We start from the raw sequence: 18150 nt of genomic DNA, 5'->3' as shown, positions 1-18150 counted from the left end.
TATACTAGGGTTAGCCTAGTAAAAATGGGACATAAGTATTAATTTTGTAGGCGCCAACGATTAATGCAGATAAAAAAGAACCCCGATTAACGAGGTTCTACTATTAAATCATTTAGTTGGCTTAAAAATTACCATCCACACTGACGCGTCGCATTTTGCTCATCTAACCACGTTTTTAACGGTGCAAAGTAGTCAGCAATGGTACTTGCATCCATTTCAGGTGAGCCAGTAAGGGTTTCTAACGCATTTTGCCAAGGTTCACTTACGCCCATTTCAAGCATGGCGTTTAGCGCGGTACCTGCTTCTTCACTGTTATAAATAGAGCAGCGGTTAAGTGGGCCTTCGTCACCTGCAATGTCACACAAGGCTTTATGGAACTGGAATTGCAAAATATGCGCTAAGAAATAGCGAGTGTAGGGCACGTTAGCCGGAACATGATATTTAGCGCCTGGGTCGAATGCATCAGCAGGTCTGTCTACCGGTGCTTTTACGCCTTGGTATTTTTCTCTTAATTCCCACCAAAGTGTATTGTATTGGTCAGGTGATACTTCACCTGCCATCACTTTCCAGCGCCATTGATCGACCATCAAACCAAATGGAATAAAGGCAATTTTATCTAGTGCCACCTGCATCAGCATGCCTATGTCGTTAGATGCATCTGGAATTTCGTCAATCAAACCAATTTCTTTAAGGTACTTAGGGGTGATAGAAAGAGCAATGGTGTCGCCAATCGCTTCATGGAAGCCATCGTTAGCTGAACCGCGATACAGTAAAGGCTGGTCTTTATAAGCACGTTGGTAATAGTTGTGACCCAGTTCATGGTGAATAACGTTAAACTCTTCTCCCGTTTTTTGAATACACATCTTTATACGTAAATCGTCTTTGTCGTCTAAGTCCCATGCTGAAGCGTGACACTGCGCATCTCGGCCTTCAGGTTTTTGGAACATAGAACGTTCCCAAAACGTATCAGGCAGCGGCGCAAAGCCCAATGAAGAAAAGAAAGATTCAGCCTGTTTCACCATTTTTATTTCATCATAGTCTTGAGCCACGAGCGATGAAGTAACATCGGGTACTGACATTTCTTGTTCAGGCTTCACGATATCGTAAACATTGCCCCAGGTTTGCGCCCACATATTGCCTAACAAGTGCGCTGGAATTGGTTGGTCTTGAGGAACCAATTCTTCACCATAATGCTCACCTAACTTAGCACGAACGTGGCAGTGTAGCGATTCGTAGAAAGGCGCAACTTGTCCCCACAACCTATCAAGTTCTTTCGGGAAGTCGTCGGCTGGCATATCGTATTTACCGCGCCATAGTTCGCTCACATTTTGAAAGCCTAATTCAGCAGCGCCTTCGTTAGCCAAATTTACCTGTTGTTCATACAGCGGCTTCATAGGCACAGACACTTCTCGCCAGCCTTTCCAGTACTCTAGTAAGGTGTCGGCATCGCGAATAGTCGCCATTTCACTGCTCATCTCTACCAGGCTTTTACAGGTGCCATCTTCCATGCAGTACTGGCCGGAACCATACATTGCACTTAGCTCAGAGCCAATTTTAGCAAGTTGTTCTGCTTTAGCCGGATCTGACGGAGGTGGCATGGTCAGCCCGTTTTTAAGCAGGTTAAGTTGACGACGGGTATCCTCATCAACTTCAACATCGTTAAATTTAGCCGCTTCTTTGGCTAACACCGCGACTTTGGTGGACAGTACTTCATTGAAATAGGCACTTACTGCGGCGGTATCAAAATTGATGTTAGTAGCATAACTCCACTCGGCATGAGCGGCTGGAACTTGCATTTTACTAATATCGTTTTGCGCATTGATAAGGAATTCTTGCGCTTCTTTAGCGGTCGGTGCCGCAGGCATCGTTTCAGTCTTAGTGGTAGCTTCACCGCAGCCTATCAGCGTAATGCTAACGAATGCTGCGACAATGGTGCGTTTGGTAGAAAACATAAGTTTGCTCTTGTCGTTGTTGTTTTTATGTATTGGGAAGTACACGTATTAGGTTCATATTTTGGAGTGACTAGCACGCTTTGTAAAACAAATTTGCAACAAAAAGCGATGTTTCCATTTAGCGAGTGTAAAGGCTTAGCCTGTTACAACTAATGCTAGACAGTGACTGATAAGCCGTATTCACCGTGTGAAATTTTGTTTTAATTTAAGAGGGCAGAAGGTAACCTTTGTTTTTCCACCTTAGTAGGCCAAACGTCGCTGTCAGTTGACTATATGTTATAAGCCAACGGTAATTTCAGGAATTTAAATGAATGTAGAGGTTAGCTTTAGGTTTCTATCGCTCAACAAATTGCAAGCCCACACGTTAGAACGAGAAGTGGCGAATTCATCTGCTCGTTATGTTGAAGACAAAAATTGCTATGTGGGAACAATTCCACTTACCGAGGATATCTTTGACCCATTGATGATTTTCTTCGAACGCCAACAGATTGCACTTTCCAACTGCGATATTTTTTTATCGATGCTTAGCAGTAAAGACACCAACATCGTTGATGTTCCCTCGTCGGTCAACAAGATGCTAAAGCATATTAATTGCAAGCTAGTATTCTCATACACGGCAGTGAGTAACAATCTTTAATGACAAAAGTGGGTCGAGCATTTCAGGGCTGTACTGGTTTATGTCTGCATGAATATTTTTCGCAAGTTTGATAAAATCTGTGTTTTCCAATATTAAAAATTAGAGTAGTGATGACTGTCAATACAAATAAGCATGGCGCTAGTACCTCTGAAGAATCTAGCACGGGTTGTACTAACACAAGCTGTTGCCCGCCAAAAAGCCCTATTACTCGTTCAGCACCAAAGATTGGCCGTAACGATCCTTGTCACTGCGGTAGTAAAGTTAAATTTAAGAAGTGCTGCGGTAAAAACTAACTCGCCGTTTTTTAATTGTTAATAGTGCCAAGTATGTGACTATGAATAAATGAAACTTCGAGTATAGCCTCAACGCGTCACAACATTCTATAACTACTGGGTTCATAAGGCTTTATGATGAGATGGATTTTGTTGGGGCTATGCGTAGTGATACTACTTGGCTTTGTTATACCAGAGCCGCGAATTATTCCCGTAGACAACGCCAGTTCCACTGATTGGAACAAAGACACCTTTTGGTATGAACCTTGGGGCAGTTCGGGGGTCCATAAAGGTATCGATATCTTTGCTCAGAAAGGCACCTCGGTGCTGGCAACCACACATCAACTTATTATCTATCAAGGTCAAAAGCCTAAAGGCGGCAACATAGTACTTGCCTTAGGGCCTAAGTGGCGGCTGCATTATTATGCGCATCTTGATTCAATAGATGTTGATGGCATTACACTGCTTTTTAGTGGTTCAAAAATTGGTACAGTAGTTTCAACAGGCAATGCTCAAGGAAAAGCGCCCCATCTTCACTACAGTATTGTTGCGCTGTTTCCCCATTTTTGGCTTGCCGACGAGTCGACCCAAGGGAGCAAGAAAGCGCATTATTTAGATCCAATATTGTACCTAAGCGCAGCTGATTGAAAATGGAGATATAAATGAGTAGTACGGGCCTCTCAGATACTGGCGCTGAATATAAAACAGAATACGAAGAAGATCATGTGTATGCAGGTTTTGGGATTAGATTTGGCGCATCAATTATTGATACATTACTTTTATTAGCGGTAACCTTTCCACTACTGCATCTAATTTATGGCAAGGGATATTGGACCGCTGAAAACACTGTTGTAGGTATATTTGATGTCTTAATTAGTTATGTTCTACCGTTAATCGCCACAATATTATTCTGGGTATATAAATCGGCCACCCCAGGCAAAATGGTGCTTAAAGCAAAGGTCGTTGATGCTAAAACGGGAAGTGCGCCCACGATACGCCAGTCTATAATACGCTATATAGGGTATTACGTTTCTATTTTACCCCTAGGCTTAGGCTTTTTATGGGTTTTATGGGATACCAAAAAACAAGGATGGCATGACAAAATGGCTAGCACGGTTGTTATTCGACCTAAAAATAAAGGTGTTGAGCCGGTACGCTTTGACAAAAAGTAACGATGGATATTTGTGCGAGCGAGGTGTTGGGTATAGCTTTTATACTTGAACGGCTGCTTTTAAATTACGTATTAGCCACAAGGAAGTTCGATGAAGCTTGAGCAAAAAATCCCGCCAGTTGTTGTCTTTTTAATAGCGGTAATTTTAATGTGGGTGACAACCAAGGTTGCAAGTTTCTTGAGTGTTTATCACCCCTTCAAGATACAATCGCTAACACTATGTGTATTGCTGGGTGTAGGGTTCGCTTTACTGGGCGTCGCTTCTTTCAAAAAACATAAAACCTCGGTACATCCTATCAAAACTGAACGTGTTGTTAGTTTGGTGACTTCAGGTGTGTATCAGTACAGCAGAAACCCTATGTATGTAGGCATGCTTCTGTGTTTGGTTGGCATTGGGCTTTACACATCCAACCCGCTTAATATTCTCTTCATTGTGCTATTTGTGTGGTACATGAATAAGTACCAGATAATACCTGAAGAGACATTTCTAACCGATAAGTTCGGCGCCAGCTATACCGAATATATGAAAACGGTTCGCAGATGGCTGTAAGCAAATTCGGCGTATTTATTACGCTTACATTCTGTACCACGTTAATAGCAGTAACGCTTCTGGATTTGTTGCCAATAGAGGTGGCATACCTTTATTTCGCTACCAGCGTTACTACTTTTGCTATGTACGCTTTTGATAAATCGGCTGCACGCAAAGGTAAATGGCGTATACCAGAAATTCGCCTTCACGTTTTGAGTCTGCTAGGAGGCTGGCCTGGCGCTTATTATGCGCAAAGAAAGTTAAGGCATAAGTCGGCGAAAGTTTCATTTAAGCGAACCTATTGGGCTACAGTGGCCGTAAATTTAACGGCGTTTATTTGGCTTTTTAGCGAACAAGGTAAGCACTTAATGAATGGTATTTTTGCTTAATTTATACGTTCTTTTCTTGTTGGCATTGAACGGGTAAGATTAAAAGTAAATCATGGACTAAAACTAAAAAATAAAGGATTATACGGTGTTAAAACATGCCATTACGATAGCTGCCTTTTTACTTATTTTGGTTCCTTCTTACTCGTATTCAAAAGTGCGGGGAGAAGCTACGCACTTAAATATTCATTCTGAAATACTCGATGAAGAACGTGAATTGTTCATACATCTACCCAACAGTTATTATCTCTCACATAGTCATTCAACAAGTAAACCGCTATCAACACAGCGTGAGCAATTAAAATCACAATTACATTATCCAGTGCTCTATTTACTTGATGGTCAGAGAAATTTTGGTCATGCGGTAGGCACCCTAGATTTGCTTAACCAATCTAATATGGCGCAAGAAATGATTGTTGTCGCTATTGCGAATACCCATCGCTCAAGAGACTTCACTCCGACATATGATGAGAACTACAACGAGTGGGGAAAATCAGGGGGAGCCGATAACTTCCTTGATTTTATTGAGAAAGAGCTTGTGCCCTACATCAATGAAAAATATCGCGCCAACAACTTCAAAATAATTTCAGGGCATTCTTTAGGTGGGTTATTGTCGGTGTATGCCTTGCAGTCTAGACCCCATTTATTCCAAGCTCACTTTGCCTTTAGCCCAAGTTTATGGTGGCAAGAACAGGTTATCTTTGACGACGCCGAAACCTTCTTTTCAGATACATCTGAATTGAACAACTACTTGTATATCAATATGGGCAGCGAAAGCGGACACATGCTAACGTCTTACCAGCGCTACAACGAATTGCTAAACACACATAAGCGAAAAGGGTTTAGTTACAACACAGATTTAGATACCTCAGAAGGCCACAATACCACCGCTCTTGCTGGGCATTCGTTGGCTTATCAGAATCTGTACAAATCGTTGCAACCATCAAGTGAAGTCTTAAGCGGCGGGATACCTGCCATAAAGCAGTTTTATAAATTACAGTCTGAAATGTATGGGGCTGACATTAAGCCCAGCTATCGCGCCATTAACAGCGTGGGATACAAAGCATTATCTGAAAAAGACTATTCAACAGCTATCGCAATATTTCAAAGTAATGTCGACAGTTACCCCTACAAAGCTGATGCCTACGACAGCTTGGCGGATGGGTTTGAAGCGAGTGGTGATTTACAACAAGCGCTAGACATGAGAGCGCTCGCTATACAGAAAAGTGTGGTTGAAAATGTAGAAAACGGCGCTTATAAAACCCGCCATGCAAACTTACTCAACAAGATTCAGGAGAAGAATCTTTAGCATTTTTTTCTTTCTAGAAAAGAATTTATAAAGGATATAGTTGTGATAGTTATTTATGGGATTGATAAGCACTTAAACCCAATAAAAAGGCCGTTATCAGATGCAATCCACCGTTGTATGCAATCTGTTTTGGGCATGCCAGAGGACAAACGGGCCCACCGTTTTATCCCCCTAGCCAAAGAAGACTTTTTCTACCCTGGCGGAAGAACAGATTGCTATACCGTTATCGAAATTAACATGATGAAGGGTCGCAAACCTGAAACCCAAAAAGCACTGATTAAAGCGCTTTTCAAAGAAATGGAATTTGCTTTAGGTATTAACCCTATCGATATTGAAATAACCATTAAAGAACAAGAAAAGTACCAATGGGGTTTTCGTGGCATAACGGGTGATGAGGCGTCAGATTTAAAATATAACGTTGATGTGTAAGGTTGGGCTATCACACACATTTATACCTACAACTGAGATCACAACTACATCTACACTAGGTGAGTTCGCGTCCGTATTGTATTTAATTGAAATACTGGGTAATTTGAAGCACGAATGTTGATGAAGTACACGATAGGCGGCGATTAGCTTATAACGTGGTGTGAGTAGTGCATAAAGGGTTGTCGATGAAAACAAAAATATTAATAACAATGTTAGGGGCCATGTTTGGGGCAATGTTACTTACCGCATGCAGCGCAATAGTCAGTAACAATACAGGTAAACAAGCTCAATCTAGTAGTTTGATGGATTTTCTTTACCCTGATGAAGAAAGCCGTGTTAAGCACCAGCCTGAAATTCCCACCTTACAATTACCGGTAAAGGTTGGGCTTGCATTTGTCCCTTCAAGTAATTGGCAACGAGATGGACTACATGGGAAAGACCAAGTGGAGCTTCTTGAAAACGTGAAGCAGTCTTTTCTTCAATACGAATATATCGATCGCATTGAAATTATTCCTAGTGAATATTTAAGCGGCGGAGAAGGGTTTGCTACGTTGGAACAAGTAGGGCGTTTATATGACGTTGATGTAATGGCGTTAGTGTCTTACGACCAAGTAACTCAGTCACTCGAAAATAACGCGGCATTACTGTATTGGACCATCGTAGGTATGTACGTAATTCCTGGTAACGAAAATACGGTGCAGACCTTTGTGGATATTGCAGTTTTCGATATTAAAAGTAAAAAGATGCTTTTCAGAGCGCCTGGTGTAAGCAAACTTGAGAAACGCACCACCGCGGTAGGTATTGACGATACGCTGGCCGAAAAATCATTAGAAGGTTTTGGTATTGCGGTTGATGATATGTCTACCAACCTAGATGCCGAACTGGCACGATTTAAAACCAGAGTAAAAGAAGAAAAGATTGCGAAAGTAGAACATAGAGAAGGCTACAGCGGTGGCTCACTCAACTTTTATTGCTTAATTTTACTAGGCGTTGTGTTATTTAGAAAAATGACGGTGCGGTAAATCGATGCCAAGGAGTGCAGATTGAACGTCACCAAGCAAAACCTTAAAGACGCAGTAAGCGCCAATATTCTTTCATCTGAGCAGTCTGAACAATTGATTGCGTTTTTAAACCAGCAAACTAATACCACGGTGAAGTTCGATTTCACCCACGTGTTGTATTACCTAGGTGGCTTAATTGCCATTGGTGCAATGTCACTGTTTATGAACTTAGGTTGGGAGTCATTTGGTGGTATTGGTATCGTTTTTATCTGCCTGCTGTATGCGGCTATTGGTCTTAAGTTAACCCACGTTTTTTCCACTAAAGCGTTATTCATACCAGCAGGTTTGTGCGCAGCCTTTGTGGTTGCCCTAACGCCTTTGGCCATTTACGGATTACAAAAAGCTTTAGGAGTGTGGCCCGATGATAGCACCTATCAGGAGTACTATAGGTACATAGAATGGCATTGGCTGTATATGGAGCTTGGTACATTAGCGATGGGCGTAGTGATGGCTTGGAAATATAAATATCCATTTTTAGTTATGCCAGTTGCCGTTACGCTTTGGTATTTAACCATGGATGTCTCGGTTATGTTGTCTGGTGGTGACTATAGTTGGGAGCTAAGAAAGCTAGTGTCCATGTACACTGGGCTATTGATGGTAGGGCTGGCATTCTGGGTAGATATTCGCGCTACCAATAAAGCGGATTATTCCTTTTGGATTTACCTTTTTGGCGTTATATCCTTTTGGGGCGGTCTGTCTCTGCAGAGTTCTGACAATGAACTCGACAAGTTTTTCTACTTTCTCATTAATTTAATAATGATATTTATTGGTGTGCTGATAGTGCGCCGTGTATTTGTGGTGTTTGGCGCTTTAGGTTGCTCCGGATATGTCGGCTACTTAGCCTTCAACGTATTCAAAGAGAGCTGGCTGTTTCCTATTGTGTTGTCGTTATTGGGGCTGTTCGTTATTTACCTTGGTGTGCAATGGCAAAAGAATGAAGCCGTTATTACGGCAAAAGCGCGAAAACTTCTGCCCAAACCATTGCAGGGCTTGTTGGCCTCGAAGCATTTATAATGAATGAATCACAAATAACAAAGCTGGAAAAACTGCCCGCCAACGCATAGCGTTGTTTTATTCAGCCAGCATTTACCCAGTTACTGGGCCAGCCTCATAGCAGGCTGGCATCAATAAGCTGGGTAGGGAAGTGAAGTAAGGTGCTAGCTTAGTGCTTTCTACCTTAATACTTTCTACGTTTTAACCCTGTCTCAGCTAAGATTTTCGCAGAGATCTCTTCAATGGAATATTTGGTGCTGTTTAAAAACGGAATTTTTTCCTTTCGATACAAGTTCTCTACTTCTCGTAATTCCATTCTGCACTGTTGTAACGACGCGTAGCGGCTATTCGCTTTTCGTTCAGAACGGATTTGATGTAGTCGTTCTGGCTGAATCGTTAAGCCAAAAAGTTTGTCTTTGTAACGGCGAAGGGCCGTGGGCAATTTAAGCATGTCGCCCATGTCATCCTCGGTAAACGGGTAGTTTGCCGCTTTAATACCAAACTGAAGGGCTAAGTATAAGCTGGTGGGGGTTTTACCCGAGCGCGATACGCCCACCAAAATAATGTCGGCCTCGTCGTAATCTTTCAGGTTAGAACCGTCATCGTTGGCTAAGGCATAGTTAACCGCTTCAATACGAATATCGTACGTGGTTTCATGAATGCTGTGAGTACGATGTTTTTCTGGTTTTGAGGGCACGCCAAGCACTTTTTCAAGAGGAGCGACGAATTGATCGAGGAAATTGTAGTTAATACCGACCGATTTTGAAATTATCTTGCGAACATCTACATTCACAATTGTATAAAAAACGAGCGGCCTTTCTCCTGTGTCTTGAAAACTTTCAGATATTTTATCTAAAACCTTATTGGCTTCTTCCTCAGTTTCAACAAAAGGAATGGTATTGTGATTGAATTCAACAGGGAACAAAGACAGCAGGGCGTGGCCAAACACCTCTGCGGTAATGGCGGTACCATCTGAAATATAAAAAGCTGTGCGCACAACAAATCCTTAACATTGTCGTAATTTTATTACAAAAGTAATAAAGAGTTTACTTTCCGATTTCCCCCATTCTAAGATGATTTCGTCGAAAAGCTATATGGTTATTAATGATGACTTGATGTAACGCAAGCCTGCTTTACTTGGTACTCGTTAATATTAATAAGCATTAAGCGCGTTTGGATATACGCAGTCGACACGTATTTTACCAATGTTGGGCATGTGGCCCGCCATTGCTTATACCCTACTCAAAAATAAGCTGGAGGCTTCGGCAGTGAAAGAATTCGTACTTTGGTATCAAGAACTGGGCATGCATGATGTAGGTCGCGTTGGCGGCAAAAATGCATCTTTAGGCGAGATGATTTCTAACCTAGCTAACGCCGGTGTACAAGTACCGGGAGGTTTCGCCACAACTGCAGAGGCTTTTAATGAATTTCTAGAACAAAGTGGTCTAGAAGCAAAAATTCATAACGTACTAGATACACTTGATGTTGAAGATATTAGTGCGCTTAACGAAGCGGGCAAAGATATTCGTCAATGGATCATCGACACGCCGTTTCAACCTGAACTAGAAGAAGCAATTAAAGAAGCGTTTGTGAAATTGCAGGGTGATGCAGGTGATGAAGCATCATTTGCGGTTCGTTCATCAGCTACCGCAGAAGACATGCCAGATGCTTCGTTTGCCGGTCAGCAAGAAACTTTCCTAAACGTGAAAGGTTACGAGTCTGTATTAGTTGCCATCAAACACGTATTCGCCTCGCTATTTAACGACCGTGCTATTTCTTATCGTGTACACCAAGGCTATGACCATAAAGGCGTAGCATTGTCTGCGGGTATCCAACGCATGGTACGAAGTGATATTTCTTCGTCGGGCGTTATGTTCACTATCGACACTGAGTCGGGCTTTGAAGACGTGGTATTCATTACCAGTTCATACGGCTTAGGTGAAATGGTCGTACAGGGTGCGGTAAACCCAGATGAATTTTACGTACACAAACCAACTCTTGATAAAGGGCTTCCAGCCATTGTTCGCCGTAACCTAGGCAGCAAGCTAGTTAAAATGATTTACTCTGACGATGAAGCACACGGCAAACAAGTGTCTATCGTTGATATTGACAGCACCGAAAGCAAAGCCTTCTCGTTGAACGACGAAGAAGTAATGGAGCTGGCGAAGCAAGCGCAAATTATTGAAAAGCACTACGATCGTCCTATGGATATCGAATGGGCGAAAGATGGTGTAGACGGCAAGCTTTATATTGTTCAAGCTCGCCCTGAAACGGTTCGAAGCCGTGAAGATTCACAAAGCATTGAGCGTTTCCAACTTAAAGGCCAAAGCAATATCGTATGTGAAGGCCGCGCCATTGGTCACAAAATTGGTGCAGGCGTAGCGAAAGTACTTGGCTCTATTGAAGAAATGGACAAGATTCAAGCCGGTGATGTGCTAGTGACTGACATGACAGACCCAGATTGGGAACCTATCATGAAAAAGGCGTCTGCCATTGTTACTAACCGAGGCGGCCGTACATGTCACGCAGCCATTATTGCTCGTGAGTTAGGTATCCCAGCGGTAGTAGGGTGCGGAAACGCCACTGACAGCATCGAGAACGGCGATAAAATTACCGTGTCATGTGCGGAAGGTGATACAGGTTACATCTACGGTGCAGAACTAGAGTTTGACGTTGTTACGTCGCGTATCGACTCTATGCCTGATTTACCATTAAAAGTGATGATGAACGTGGGTAACCCAGACCGTGCATTTGACTTTGCGCGTTTGCCTAACGCAGGTGTTGGTCTTGCGCGTTTAGAGTTCATTATTAACCGTATGATTGGTGTACATCCTAAAGCGCTACTTAACTTCGACAGCCAGCCTGCTGAGCTTAAAGAAGAAATTGGCGACATGATGGCTGGTTACGAGTCGCCTACCGAGTTCTATATTGAAAAATTGGTTGAAGGTATTTCTACCATCGGTGCTGCGTTCTCGCCTGAAAAAGTGATTGTTCGTATGTCTGACTTTAAGTCTAACGAATACTACAACTTAGTTGGCGGCTACCAGTACGAGCCAGATGAAGAAAACCCAATGCTTGGTTTCCGTGGTGCGAGCCGTTATATCTCGGAAGATTTCCGCGACTGTTTCGCGCTAGAGTGCGAAGCAATCAAACGGGTGCGAAAAAACATGGGCTTAACTAATGTTGAGATCATGATCCCCTTCGTACGTACCCTTGAAGAAGGCCGCAAGGTTATCGAGCTATTAGAAGAGCAGGGGCTTAAGAAAGGCGAAGACGGTTTGCGCGTTATCATGATGTGTGAATTACCTTCAAATGCCTTACTAGCTGACCAGTTCTTAGATATTTTCGATGGCTTCTCGATTGGTTCAAACGATTTAACTCAGTTAACCCTTGGGTTAGACCGTGACAGTGGCGTTATTGCTCACTTGTTTGACGAACGAGACCCCGCAGTGAAAGCCTTGCTATCAATGGCTATTCAAGCGGCGAAGAAACGTGGCAAATACGTCGGTATTTGTGGTCAAGGCCCATCAGATCACGAAGACTTTGCAGCTTGGTTGGTAGAAGAAGGTATCGATTCAGTATCGCTTAACCCAGATACAGTAGTTGAAACCTGGTTGTACCTTGCTGAAAAGCACGGCTAATCTGTTTGACGCAATTTTTTGCTCAAGAAGGTAACTAAAGAGGGTTACTAGCGGCGCTAAAATAGTTTTCAGGCAGTTCATGCATACCGCATGAATTGCCTAAAAAGCTAACCCAGTTAAAACGCTATTTATTAAAGCCTAAACATTAAAAAGCCCCTTAGATTTTTCAATCTAAGGGGCTTTTTTAGTGCGTCTTTTTTGTGCTTTATCGCGCCTGTACCCAACTATTAACCTTGGGTCAGCCTAAGCACGTTTTAGGCTTTTAACTGATTACCAATAGGTAATTGTCTAATGCGCTTACCGCAAGCAGCAAAAATGGCGTTACACAAGGCAGGCGCATAAACCGGCGTTGCTGGCTCACCCACACCCGCTGGTGGTGCATCGCTTGGGATAATCTCAACGTCGATTTCAATCGGCGCATCACTCATACGCGGCACGCGGTAGTCATGGAAGTTACTTTGCTGAGCACGGCCTTTATCAAAGGTGATACCGTCACTAATGGCGGCAGTAATACCGAAGATAGAACCACCTTGTACCTGGTTTTTCACCGTGTCGGTATTTACCACAGTACCTGCATCAATGCTGGCCCACGATTTGATAATCTTAAGGTCGCCTGCATCAGACACTTCTACTTCAACCACAGTAGCTACATAGGTTAAGAAGCTTCTGTGCGCTGCAATACCAAGGCCTCTACCTTTTGGTAATTCCCGGCCCCAGCCACTCATGTCAGCCACTTTCTCAATTGCCTTACGTAGGCGACCAATATCGAGCGGGTAAGCGTCTTTATCGGCGCCGTAGTTGTCGTACTCTGCATTTTGCTCAGTAACATCAACAATGCGATCCGGGCCAATAGTTTCAAGCAGGTAGTCTTTTTGATCGCGCCCGGCTTTGTGCGCTGCTTCAGCAATGAAAGACTGAATAGCAAATGCGTGGAAAATATTAGACACCGAACGCATCCAGCCTATACGCGCTTTTGCAGGCGCTTCACCACTTTCAAGTTTCATATTAGGGGTATTGATAGGATTATCAGTAAAGCCTAAACGAAGCTCGAAGCTAAATGGCGCAGTAGCGTCTTGTTGGAAGGTAGACGCAATAGGTGAAAACGCCGTACGGTGCAAGTAAGCATCAATACCGCCGTCTTCATCTAAAGAGGCTTCAATGTGCTGGGCTGATACAGCATGGTAGAAACCATGCTGAATGTCGTCTTCACGTGTCCATTGCACGCGAATAGGCTTGCCAGTCTTCATTGAAAGGTAGGCCGCTTCAGCAGAAAAGTCGGGTTTCGATTTACGACCAAAACCACCACCTAACATGGTGACATGAACGTTAATTTTCTCTTTTGGCATGCCAATCATGGCACCCACAGTTTCCATATCGGCCTGTGGGTTCTGCGTAGCAGCCCATACATCAACACGGTCTTTATAATACATTGCCGTGGCGCAGGGTGGCTCCATTGGGGCTTGTGCTAAATGTGGTACATAATAATCGGCAACCAGTTTGTCGCTCGCATTAGCGAGCACTTTGGCTGCATCACCTTTCGCGCGTACCGACTTTTGTGGTTTCGAGACTGTCTCTAGCAAGCTTGCTTTAAAGGCTTCAGAGTTATAATCACCGTTTTTACCATCATCCCAGCTTACGGTAAGGGCGCGGCGGCCTTTAATGGCAGCCCAAGTATTGTTGGCAATAATGGCAATACCGCCTTTAGGTTGAAACTGTGGTGCGCCTTTCGCCGCAGGAATTTCCACAACATCTACCACGCCATCAATGGCTTTAACTGCTTTTGCATCGAAGCTTTTTACTTTTCCGCCAACAACAGGTGGGCGAACTACCACGGCAATTAATGCTTTAGGCTCAAGTACATCAGCAGCAAAGGTCGCTTTGCCGGTAACAATGTCTTTTAAATCGATGTGCGCCATGGCGGTATTAATGTAACGCCACTCGCTTCGTTCTTTTAGGGTAATGCGATCGAGTTCTGGCGGAGTAATTTTTAATGCATCGTCTACCAGTTCAGCATAGGTAAGGGTTTTTCCCGAGGTATGGGTAACCACATGCTGTACTGCTGAACAAGAATCGAAAGGTACATCCCAACGGGTTGCAGCAGCTTGCTGCATAAGGTGGCGAACACTGGCGCCCATTTCACGAAGACGCTGCATGTTGTAACGAATACTGCGCGAACCATCGGTATTTTGATCGCCGTATTTCGGATCGCCTTTACCTTGGATAACTACCACTTTATCCCATGAGGCTTCCATCTCATCAGCCACAATTTGCGCCAATGCGGTACGAATTTGTTGGCCCATTTCAGAGCGGTGACACGTAATTTCAACAATGCCATCGGGTCGAAGTGACACAAATAAGTTAGCCATTTTGGCTGACTCCGACGGTTTAGCTAACACACCAGCCATAGCGCGAGGTGCCGCACCCATAAAGTATGTGCCTAAAACAAGGGCGCCCGCGGTAGCCGATGACTTTAAAAAGCTGCGACGAGTTAAGTCAAAATACTTGCTCATGCTTCTTCTCCCGTTGTCTCAGAGGCAAGGGTATCAGGCACATAATATTCCACGCCAGCCATGGTTTTTGCTGCTGACTTTATGGCTTTGTGAATACGGGGGTAAGTACCACAACGGCAGATATTGCCTGACATACCTTGCACAATTTCTTCATCGCTTGGGGTAGGGTTGCTTGCTAATAAGCTGGCGGCTTGCATCATTTGGCCGCACTGACAGTATCCACATTGAGGAACCTTATGTTCAACCCATGCTTGTTGAACAGGATGTTCACCGTCTTTGCTCAAACCCTCAATGGTGGTTATTTTACTGCCTGAAACGGCAGAAACAGGCAATACGCAAGAGCGCTGTGCTACGCCGTTAATATGTACTGTGCAAGCGCCACATTGTGCCATGCCGCAGCCAAATTTAGGGCCAGTTAGATGTAATTCGTCACGTAAGTACCAAAGTACGGGAGTGGTAGGATCGCCCGCAAATTCACGTGTTTCACCGTTAACGGTAAACGTAATCATGGTCTTGTCTCCATTGTCGTAAGTGTTCGATGGTCAGTCGAATACCTCACGTTGCCTGTTTGAATAAATGAAAGTTTTTTTGATTTTTATAAGGTGTTATTAATCGTGTCGTTGAATTCTATACTCGTAACGAGTTTAGCGTATAAAAATAACATGACTGTGAAGGTTATACTGAAACTTCAGATTAATGGTTTACGATGTGCGATGACAGGGGGGAATAGCGCAAATTACGCAGTAACGCTTAGCGAAATTTACGCATTAATAATACGCGGTCTATTCTTCTCGCGCTTGAGGTCATCATGTTTTGACTTATTTTGAGCCATCCACGAGCACGAGGCCAATCGTAGCTTAATAATACCAAACCACCTATTACCAAAAGAATTGAGCCTGGTAATAGGGTTAAAATAATGCCGCCGATAAAAAGAATGCCACCAAGGGTTAATCGAACAATTTTCACGATTACTTTTCCAGCTAATTGAAACAACTACCTGCATTGTGGTTCAAATCTTAAACATTGCCAACCAGAAAAGTGTAAACAAGTGTATAACGCGATTAAATTCGTATGAGCAAAGGGTTGCCTAGCGCCGCTACTTAGTACTTATCACTCTTAAACAAGTCCCAGCATGGCCAAGCCGCCGAAACCAATGGCAGTAATAGGAAGCGATACCAACGTGCTTAAGGCAATGATACTGGCCGCCAAGCGATGATCGCCACCTAAGTTTCTTACCATTACGTAACTGGCTGCGGCTGTCGGGGCAATAGACAGTAATAACACTATGCCTAGCTCCATGCCTCTAAAGCCTGCTAAACACGCCATACCCACCAGTAAGGCGGGGTAGACAATACATTTACTTATTGTGGCTAACGCAATGTTATACCAGTCGCTAGAAAAAGAACGAAACTGCAGCGACGCGCCGGTACAAATAAGTGCCAAGGGCAGGGTAAGCTGGGCAAAGTATTCGCCAGTTCTTAATGCCACCTCGGGTAACGACCATTGAAAATAAGAAAATGGTAATGCTGCCACAATCGAAATAATAAGGGGGTTGCGTGCAATGCCTTTAATTTGGTTCATAGGCGCCGTAAAACCGACCTGATAGAAGTTAAGTACAAACACCGACATAACATTGTACAAAATAGTAATACAGCCCATATAAACCGATGCCGCCGCTAAGCCTTCTTGCCCGTAAGTATTTGCGCAATACGCCAAGCCAATAATCCCCATATTGGCTCTAAAGCCACCTTGCACTACTACACCGCGAGCATTTTGAGGGTTCACCGTGAAATGCACTAATAGCATTAATACCGCGCACATTAGTACCGAGCCACTTATCCCAATAGTGATAAGGGTTAAGTTAGCTGCGTTTGAAAAGTCTGACTGGCTAATAGATAGAAACAGGAGTGCGGGTAGGGCAACGTTGAATACTAACTTTGAACCCGATTCGATAAAGGCTTCATTTAACCAGCGGATGCGAAAGAACACCCAGCCCATTAAAAGTAGGATTAAAACAGGCACTAGGGTACTGGTGATAAATGAAAGCATGGGAGTTAATCGATAAATGCACTAAATTCAGTAGATGAGCAATACTGTATCAAACTTAATCGAGATTGCGGCGGCAACGTGAAAATAAAATTTCACTATTTTCAGTGTGATGGGCTAAGCCGCCATGTTCAAAATGAGAGATTTAAAGGCCTAAGCTTTGGGTGCAGCGCAAGATGAACGCTCCACCAAAGAGCAGGGCACCAGCATGCGGGTGTTCACCGATTTTGGGTTATTAATTTTATTCATTAACATGCGCGCGGCTTCGCCGCCTAGCTCATAAGGTTGCTGTTTAATAACGGTAATGGGCACCTTAAAAAACTCCGCCATGGGTATTTCCTCAAACCCCAGTAAAGACACATCTTGGGGAATAGGAATACTTGCGGCTTCTAACTCTTTTAATACATCAATGGTTATCGCAATTTGCTGAGTGAAAAAAGCAGTGGGTGGATTGTCTGACTTTAGCATCTCAACAGGAGAGCGATGCAAACCTTCTTGCCGACTCCAATGAATTGTCAGGGCTTCATCAACGGGAATATTATGTTTTGTATGTGCATCTACAAACCCCTGATACTTCTCTTGGCGAGACTTAACCGATTCGAATTTCTGGGTTACAAAACAGATATGTTTGTGGCCTAAGTTGATAAGGTATTCAGTGGCATCAAAAGAGGCACGTTTGTAATCAGCGACCACAATGCCCGTGTCACAATCGTCATGTTCTAACTGAAATTGCACCACTGGCATGGTGTTGTTTGAAATGTCTTCTATTAGCTTTGCGTTATTACCGCAAGAGGCAATGATGGCGCCGTCTACGTTTAACTGACACAGCGTAGTCAGCGCGTTTTTTTCAGTTTTGGGTTCAAAGTCCGAATTATAAATGAACAAGTCGTAGCCATGACTTTTACAGTAATCGTCCATACCGCGTATCGTTTGGCTAGTGTAATAGCTAGCAATGTCTCTCACGATAACACCAAGGGTTTTGGTCTTATTGGTTTTTAGGCTACGAGCAATATTATTAGGAACGTAATTTAGTTCCTCGACCGCTTTTTGTAACCGTAAACGGGTGTCGAACGACATAAAATCAAAGCGGCCGTTCAAAAATTGCGACGCGGTACTTTTAGATACGCCAGCTTTTTCAGCCACATCAATCAGTCTAACTTTACTTTTATTCATTATTATTCTCTTACTAAAGGCGTTAATGGAGTATTTGAATC

At 43.4% G+C, this 18150-nt stretch carries 18 protein-coding genes; 11 read left to right on the top strand and 7 right to left on the bottom strand.

Annotated features, from left to right (window positions below; genetic code table 11):
* Positions 1-128: 128 nt before the first annotated feature.
* Complete coding sequence (locus R1T43_RS12350) at positions 129-1952, bottom strand: M2 family metallopeptidase (protein WP_317349269.1); 1824 nt, start codon at positions 1950-1952, stop codon at positions 129-131.
* Between the two features lie 307 nt (positions 1953-2259).
* Between R1T43_RS12350 and R1T43_RS12345 the strand changes: the two genes are divergently transcribed.
* From R1T43_RS12345 to R1T43_RS12305, 10 genes are all read left to right on the top strand, one after another.
* Positions 2260-2589, top strand: coding sequence for a hypothetical protein (locus tag R1T43_RS12345; protein ID WP_317349267.1), 330 nt, complete (start codon positions 2260-2262; stop codon positions 2587-2589).
* 110 nt (positions 2590-2699) lie between these two features.
* On the top strand, positions 2700-2882 hold the full coding sequence (locus R1T43_RS20080) for an SEC-C metal-binding domain-containing protein (protein WP_410548972.1): 183 nt from the start codon (positions 2700-2702) through the stop codon (positions 2880-2882).
* 117 nt (positions 2883-2999) lie between these two features.
* Positions 3000-3509 carry a M23 family metallopeptidase gene (locus tag R1T43_RS12340; protein ID WP_317355807.1) on the top strand — a complete coding sequence of 170 codons (510 nt, stop codon included), beginning with the start codon at positions 3000-3002 and terminating at the stop codon, positions 3507-3509.
* 14 nt (positions 3510-3523) lie between these two features.
* Positions 3524-4033 (top strand): RDD family protein, encoded by a 510-nt coding sequence (locus R1T43_RS12335; RefSeq protein ID WP_317349265.1) that lies wholly within the window; start codon positions 3524-3526, stop codon positions 4031-4033.
* A 90-nt stretch (positions 4034-4123) separates the two neighbouring features.
* Positions 4124-4582, top strand: coding sequence for an isoprenylcysteine carboxylmethyltransferase family protein (locus R1T43_RS12330; RefSeq protein WP_317349263.1), 459 nt, complete (start codon positions 4124-4126; stop codon positions 4580-4582).
* Positions 4573-4950, top strand: coding sequence for a DUF1294 domain-containing protein (locus R1T43_RS12325; protein ID WP_211070735.1), 378 nt, complete (start codon positions 4573-4575; stop codon positions 4948-4950). Before R1T43_RS12330 ends, R1T43_RS12325 begins: the two co-directional genes overlap by 10 nt.
* A gap of 85 nt (positions 4951-5035) precedes the next feature.
* Positions 5036-6256, top strand: coding sequence for an alpha/beta hydrolase-fold protein (locus tag R1T43_RS12320; protein ID WP_317349259.1), 1221 nt, complete (start codon positions 5036-5038; stop codon positions 6254-6256).
* A gap of 42 nt (positions 6257-6298) precedes the next feature.
* Entirely contained in the window at positions 6299-6685 is a 387-nt protein-coding gene (locus R1T43_RS12315) for a tautomerase family protein (protein ID WP_317349257.1), read from the top strand.
* A gap of 185 nt (positions 6686-6870) precedes the next feature.
* The gene (gene rhlP / locus R1T43_RS12310; protein WP_317349255.1) at positions 6871-7707 is read left to right on the top strand and encodes a rhombotarget lipoprotein; all 837 of its coding nucleotides are present in this window, start codon (positions 6871-6873) and stop codon (positions 7705-7707) included.
* Positions 7708-7728: 21 nt separating this feature from the next.
* Positions 7729-8760, top strand: a complete 1032-nt coding sequence (locus R1T43_RS12305) for a DUF2157 domain-containing protein (RefSeq protein WP_317349252.1) — start codon at positions 7729-7731, stop codon at positions 8758-8760.
* A gap of 163 nt (positions 8761-8923) precedes the next feature.
* Here R1T43_RS12305 and R1T43_RS12300 read toward each other — a convergent pair whose 3' ends face one another.
* Positions 8924-9736: a pyruvate, water dikinase regulatory protein gene (locus R1T43_RS12300; protein ID WP_063458448.1), complete on the bottom strand. Its 813-nt coding sequence runs from the start codon at positions 9734-9736 to the stop codon at positions 8924-8926.
* Between the two features lie 271 nt (positions 9737-10007).
* Here R1T43_RS12300 and ppsA point away from each other — a divergent pair, with 271 nt between their 5' ends.
* Entirely contained in the window at positions 10008-12380 is a 2373-nt protein-coding gene (ppsA, locus tag R1T43_RS12295) for a phosphoenolpyruvate synthase (protein ID WP_317349246.1), read from the top strand.
* A gap of 254 nt (positions 12381-12634) precedes the next feature.
* On the opposite strand, the gene R1T43_RS12290 is transcribed toward ppsA, so the two are convergent.
* The 5 genes from R1T43_RS12290 to R1T43_RS12270 form a co-directional block, all read right to left on the bottom strand.
* Positions 12635-14890, bottom strand: coding sequence for a xanthine dehydrogenase family protein molybdopterin-binding subunit (locus tag R1T43_RS12290; protein WP_317349244.1), 2256 nt, complete (start codon positions 14888-14890; stop codon positions 12635-12637).
* On the bottom strand, positions 14887-15399 hold the full coding sequence (locus tag R1T43_RS12285; protein ID WP_317349241.1) for a (2Fe-2S)-binding protein: 513 nt from the start codon (positions 15397-15399) through the stop codon (positions 14887-14889). Before R1T43_RS12285 ends, R1T43_RS12290 begins: the two co-directional genes overlap by 4 nt.
* A gap of 241 nt (positions 15400-15640) precedes the next feature.
* Positions 15641-15856, bottom strand: a complete 216-nt coding sequence (locus tag R1T43_RS12280; protein ID WP_057792334.1) for a tellurium resistance protein TerC — start codon at positions 15854-15856, stop codon at positions 15641-15643.
* Positions 15857-16006: 150 nt separating this feature from the next.
* Complete coding sequence (locus R1T43_RS12275) at positions 16007-16939, bottom strand: AEC family transporter (protein WP_317349238.1); 933 nt, start codon at positions 16937-16939, stop codon at positions 16007-16009.
* Between the two features lie 150 nt (positions 16940-17089).
* Positions 17090-18109, bottom strand: a complete 1020-nt coding sequence (locus R1T43_RS12270; protein ID WP_317349235.1) for a LacI family DNA-binding transcriptional regulator — start codon at positions 18107-18109, stop codon at positions 17090-17092.
* Between the last annotated feature and the right edge of the window lie 41 nt (positions 18110-18150).

The organism is Alteromonas sp. CI.11.F.A3 (assembly GCF_032925565.1).
Taxonomy (GTDB): Bacteria; Pseudomonadota; Gammaproteobacteria; order Enterobacterales; family Alteromonadaceae; genus Alteromonas.
Note: the sequence above shows the minus strand (reverse complement) of the source record. Positions and strands in the feature narration are given on the sequence as shown.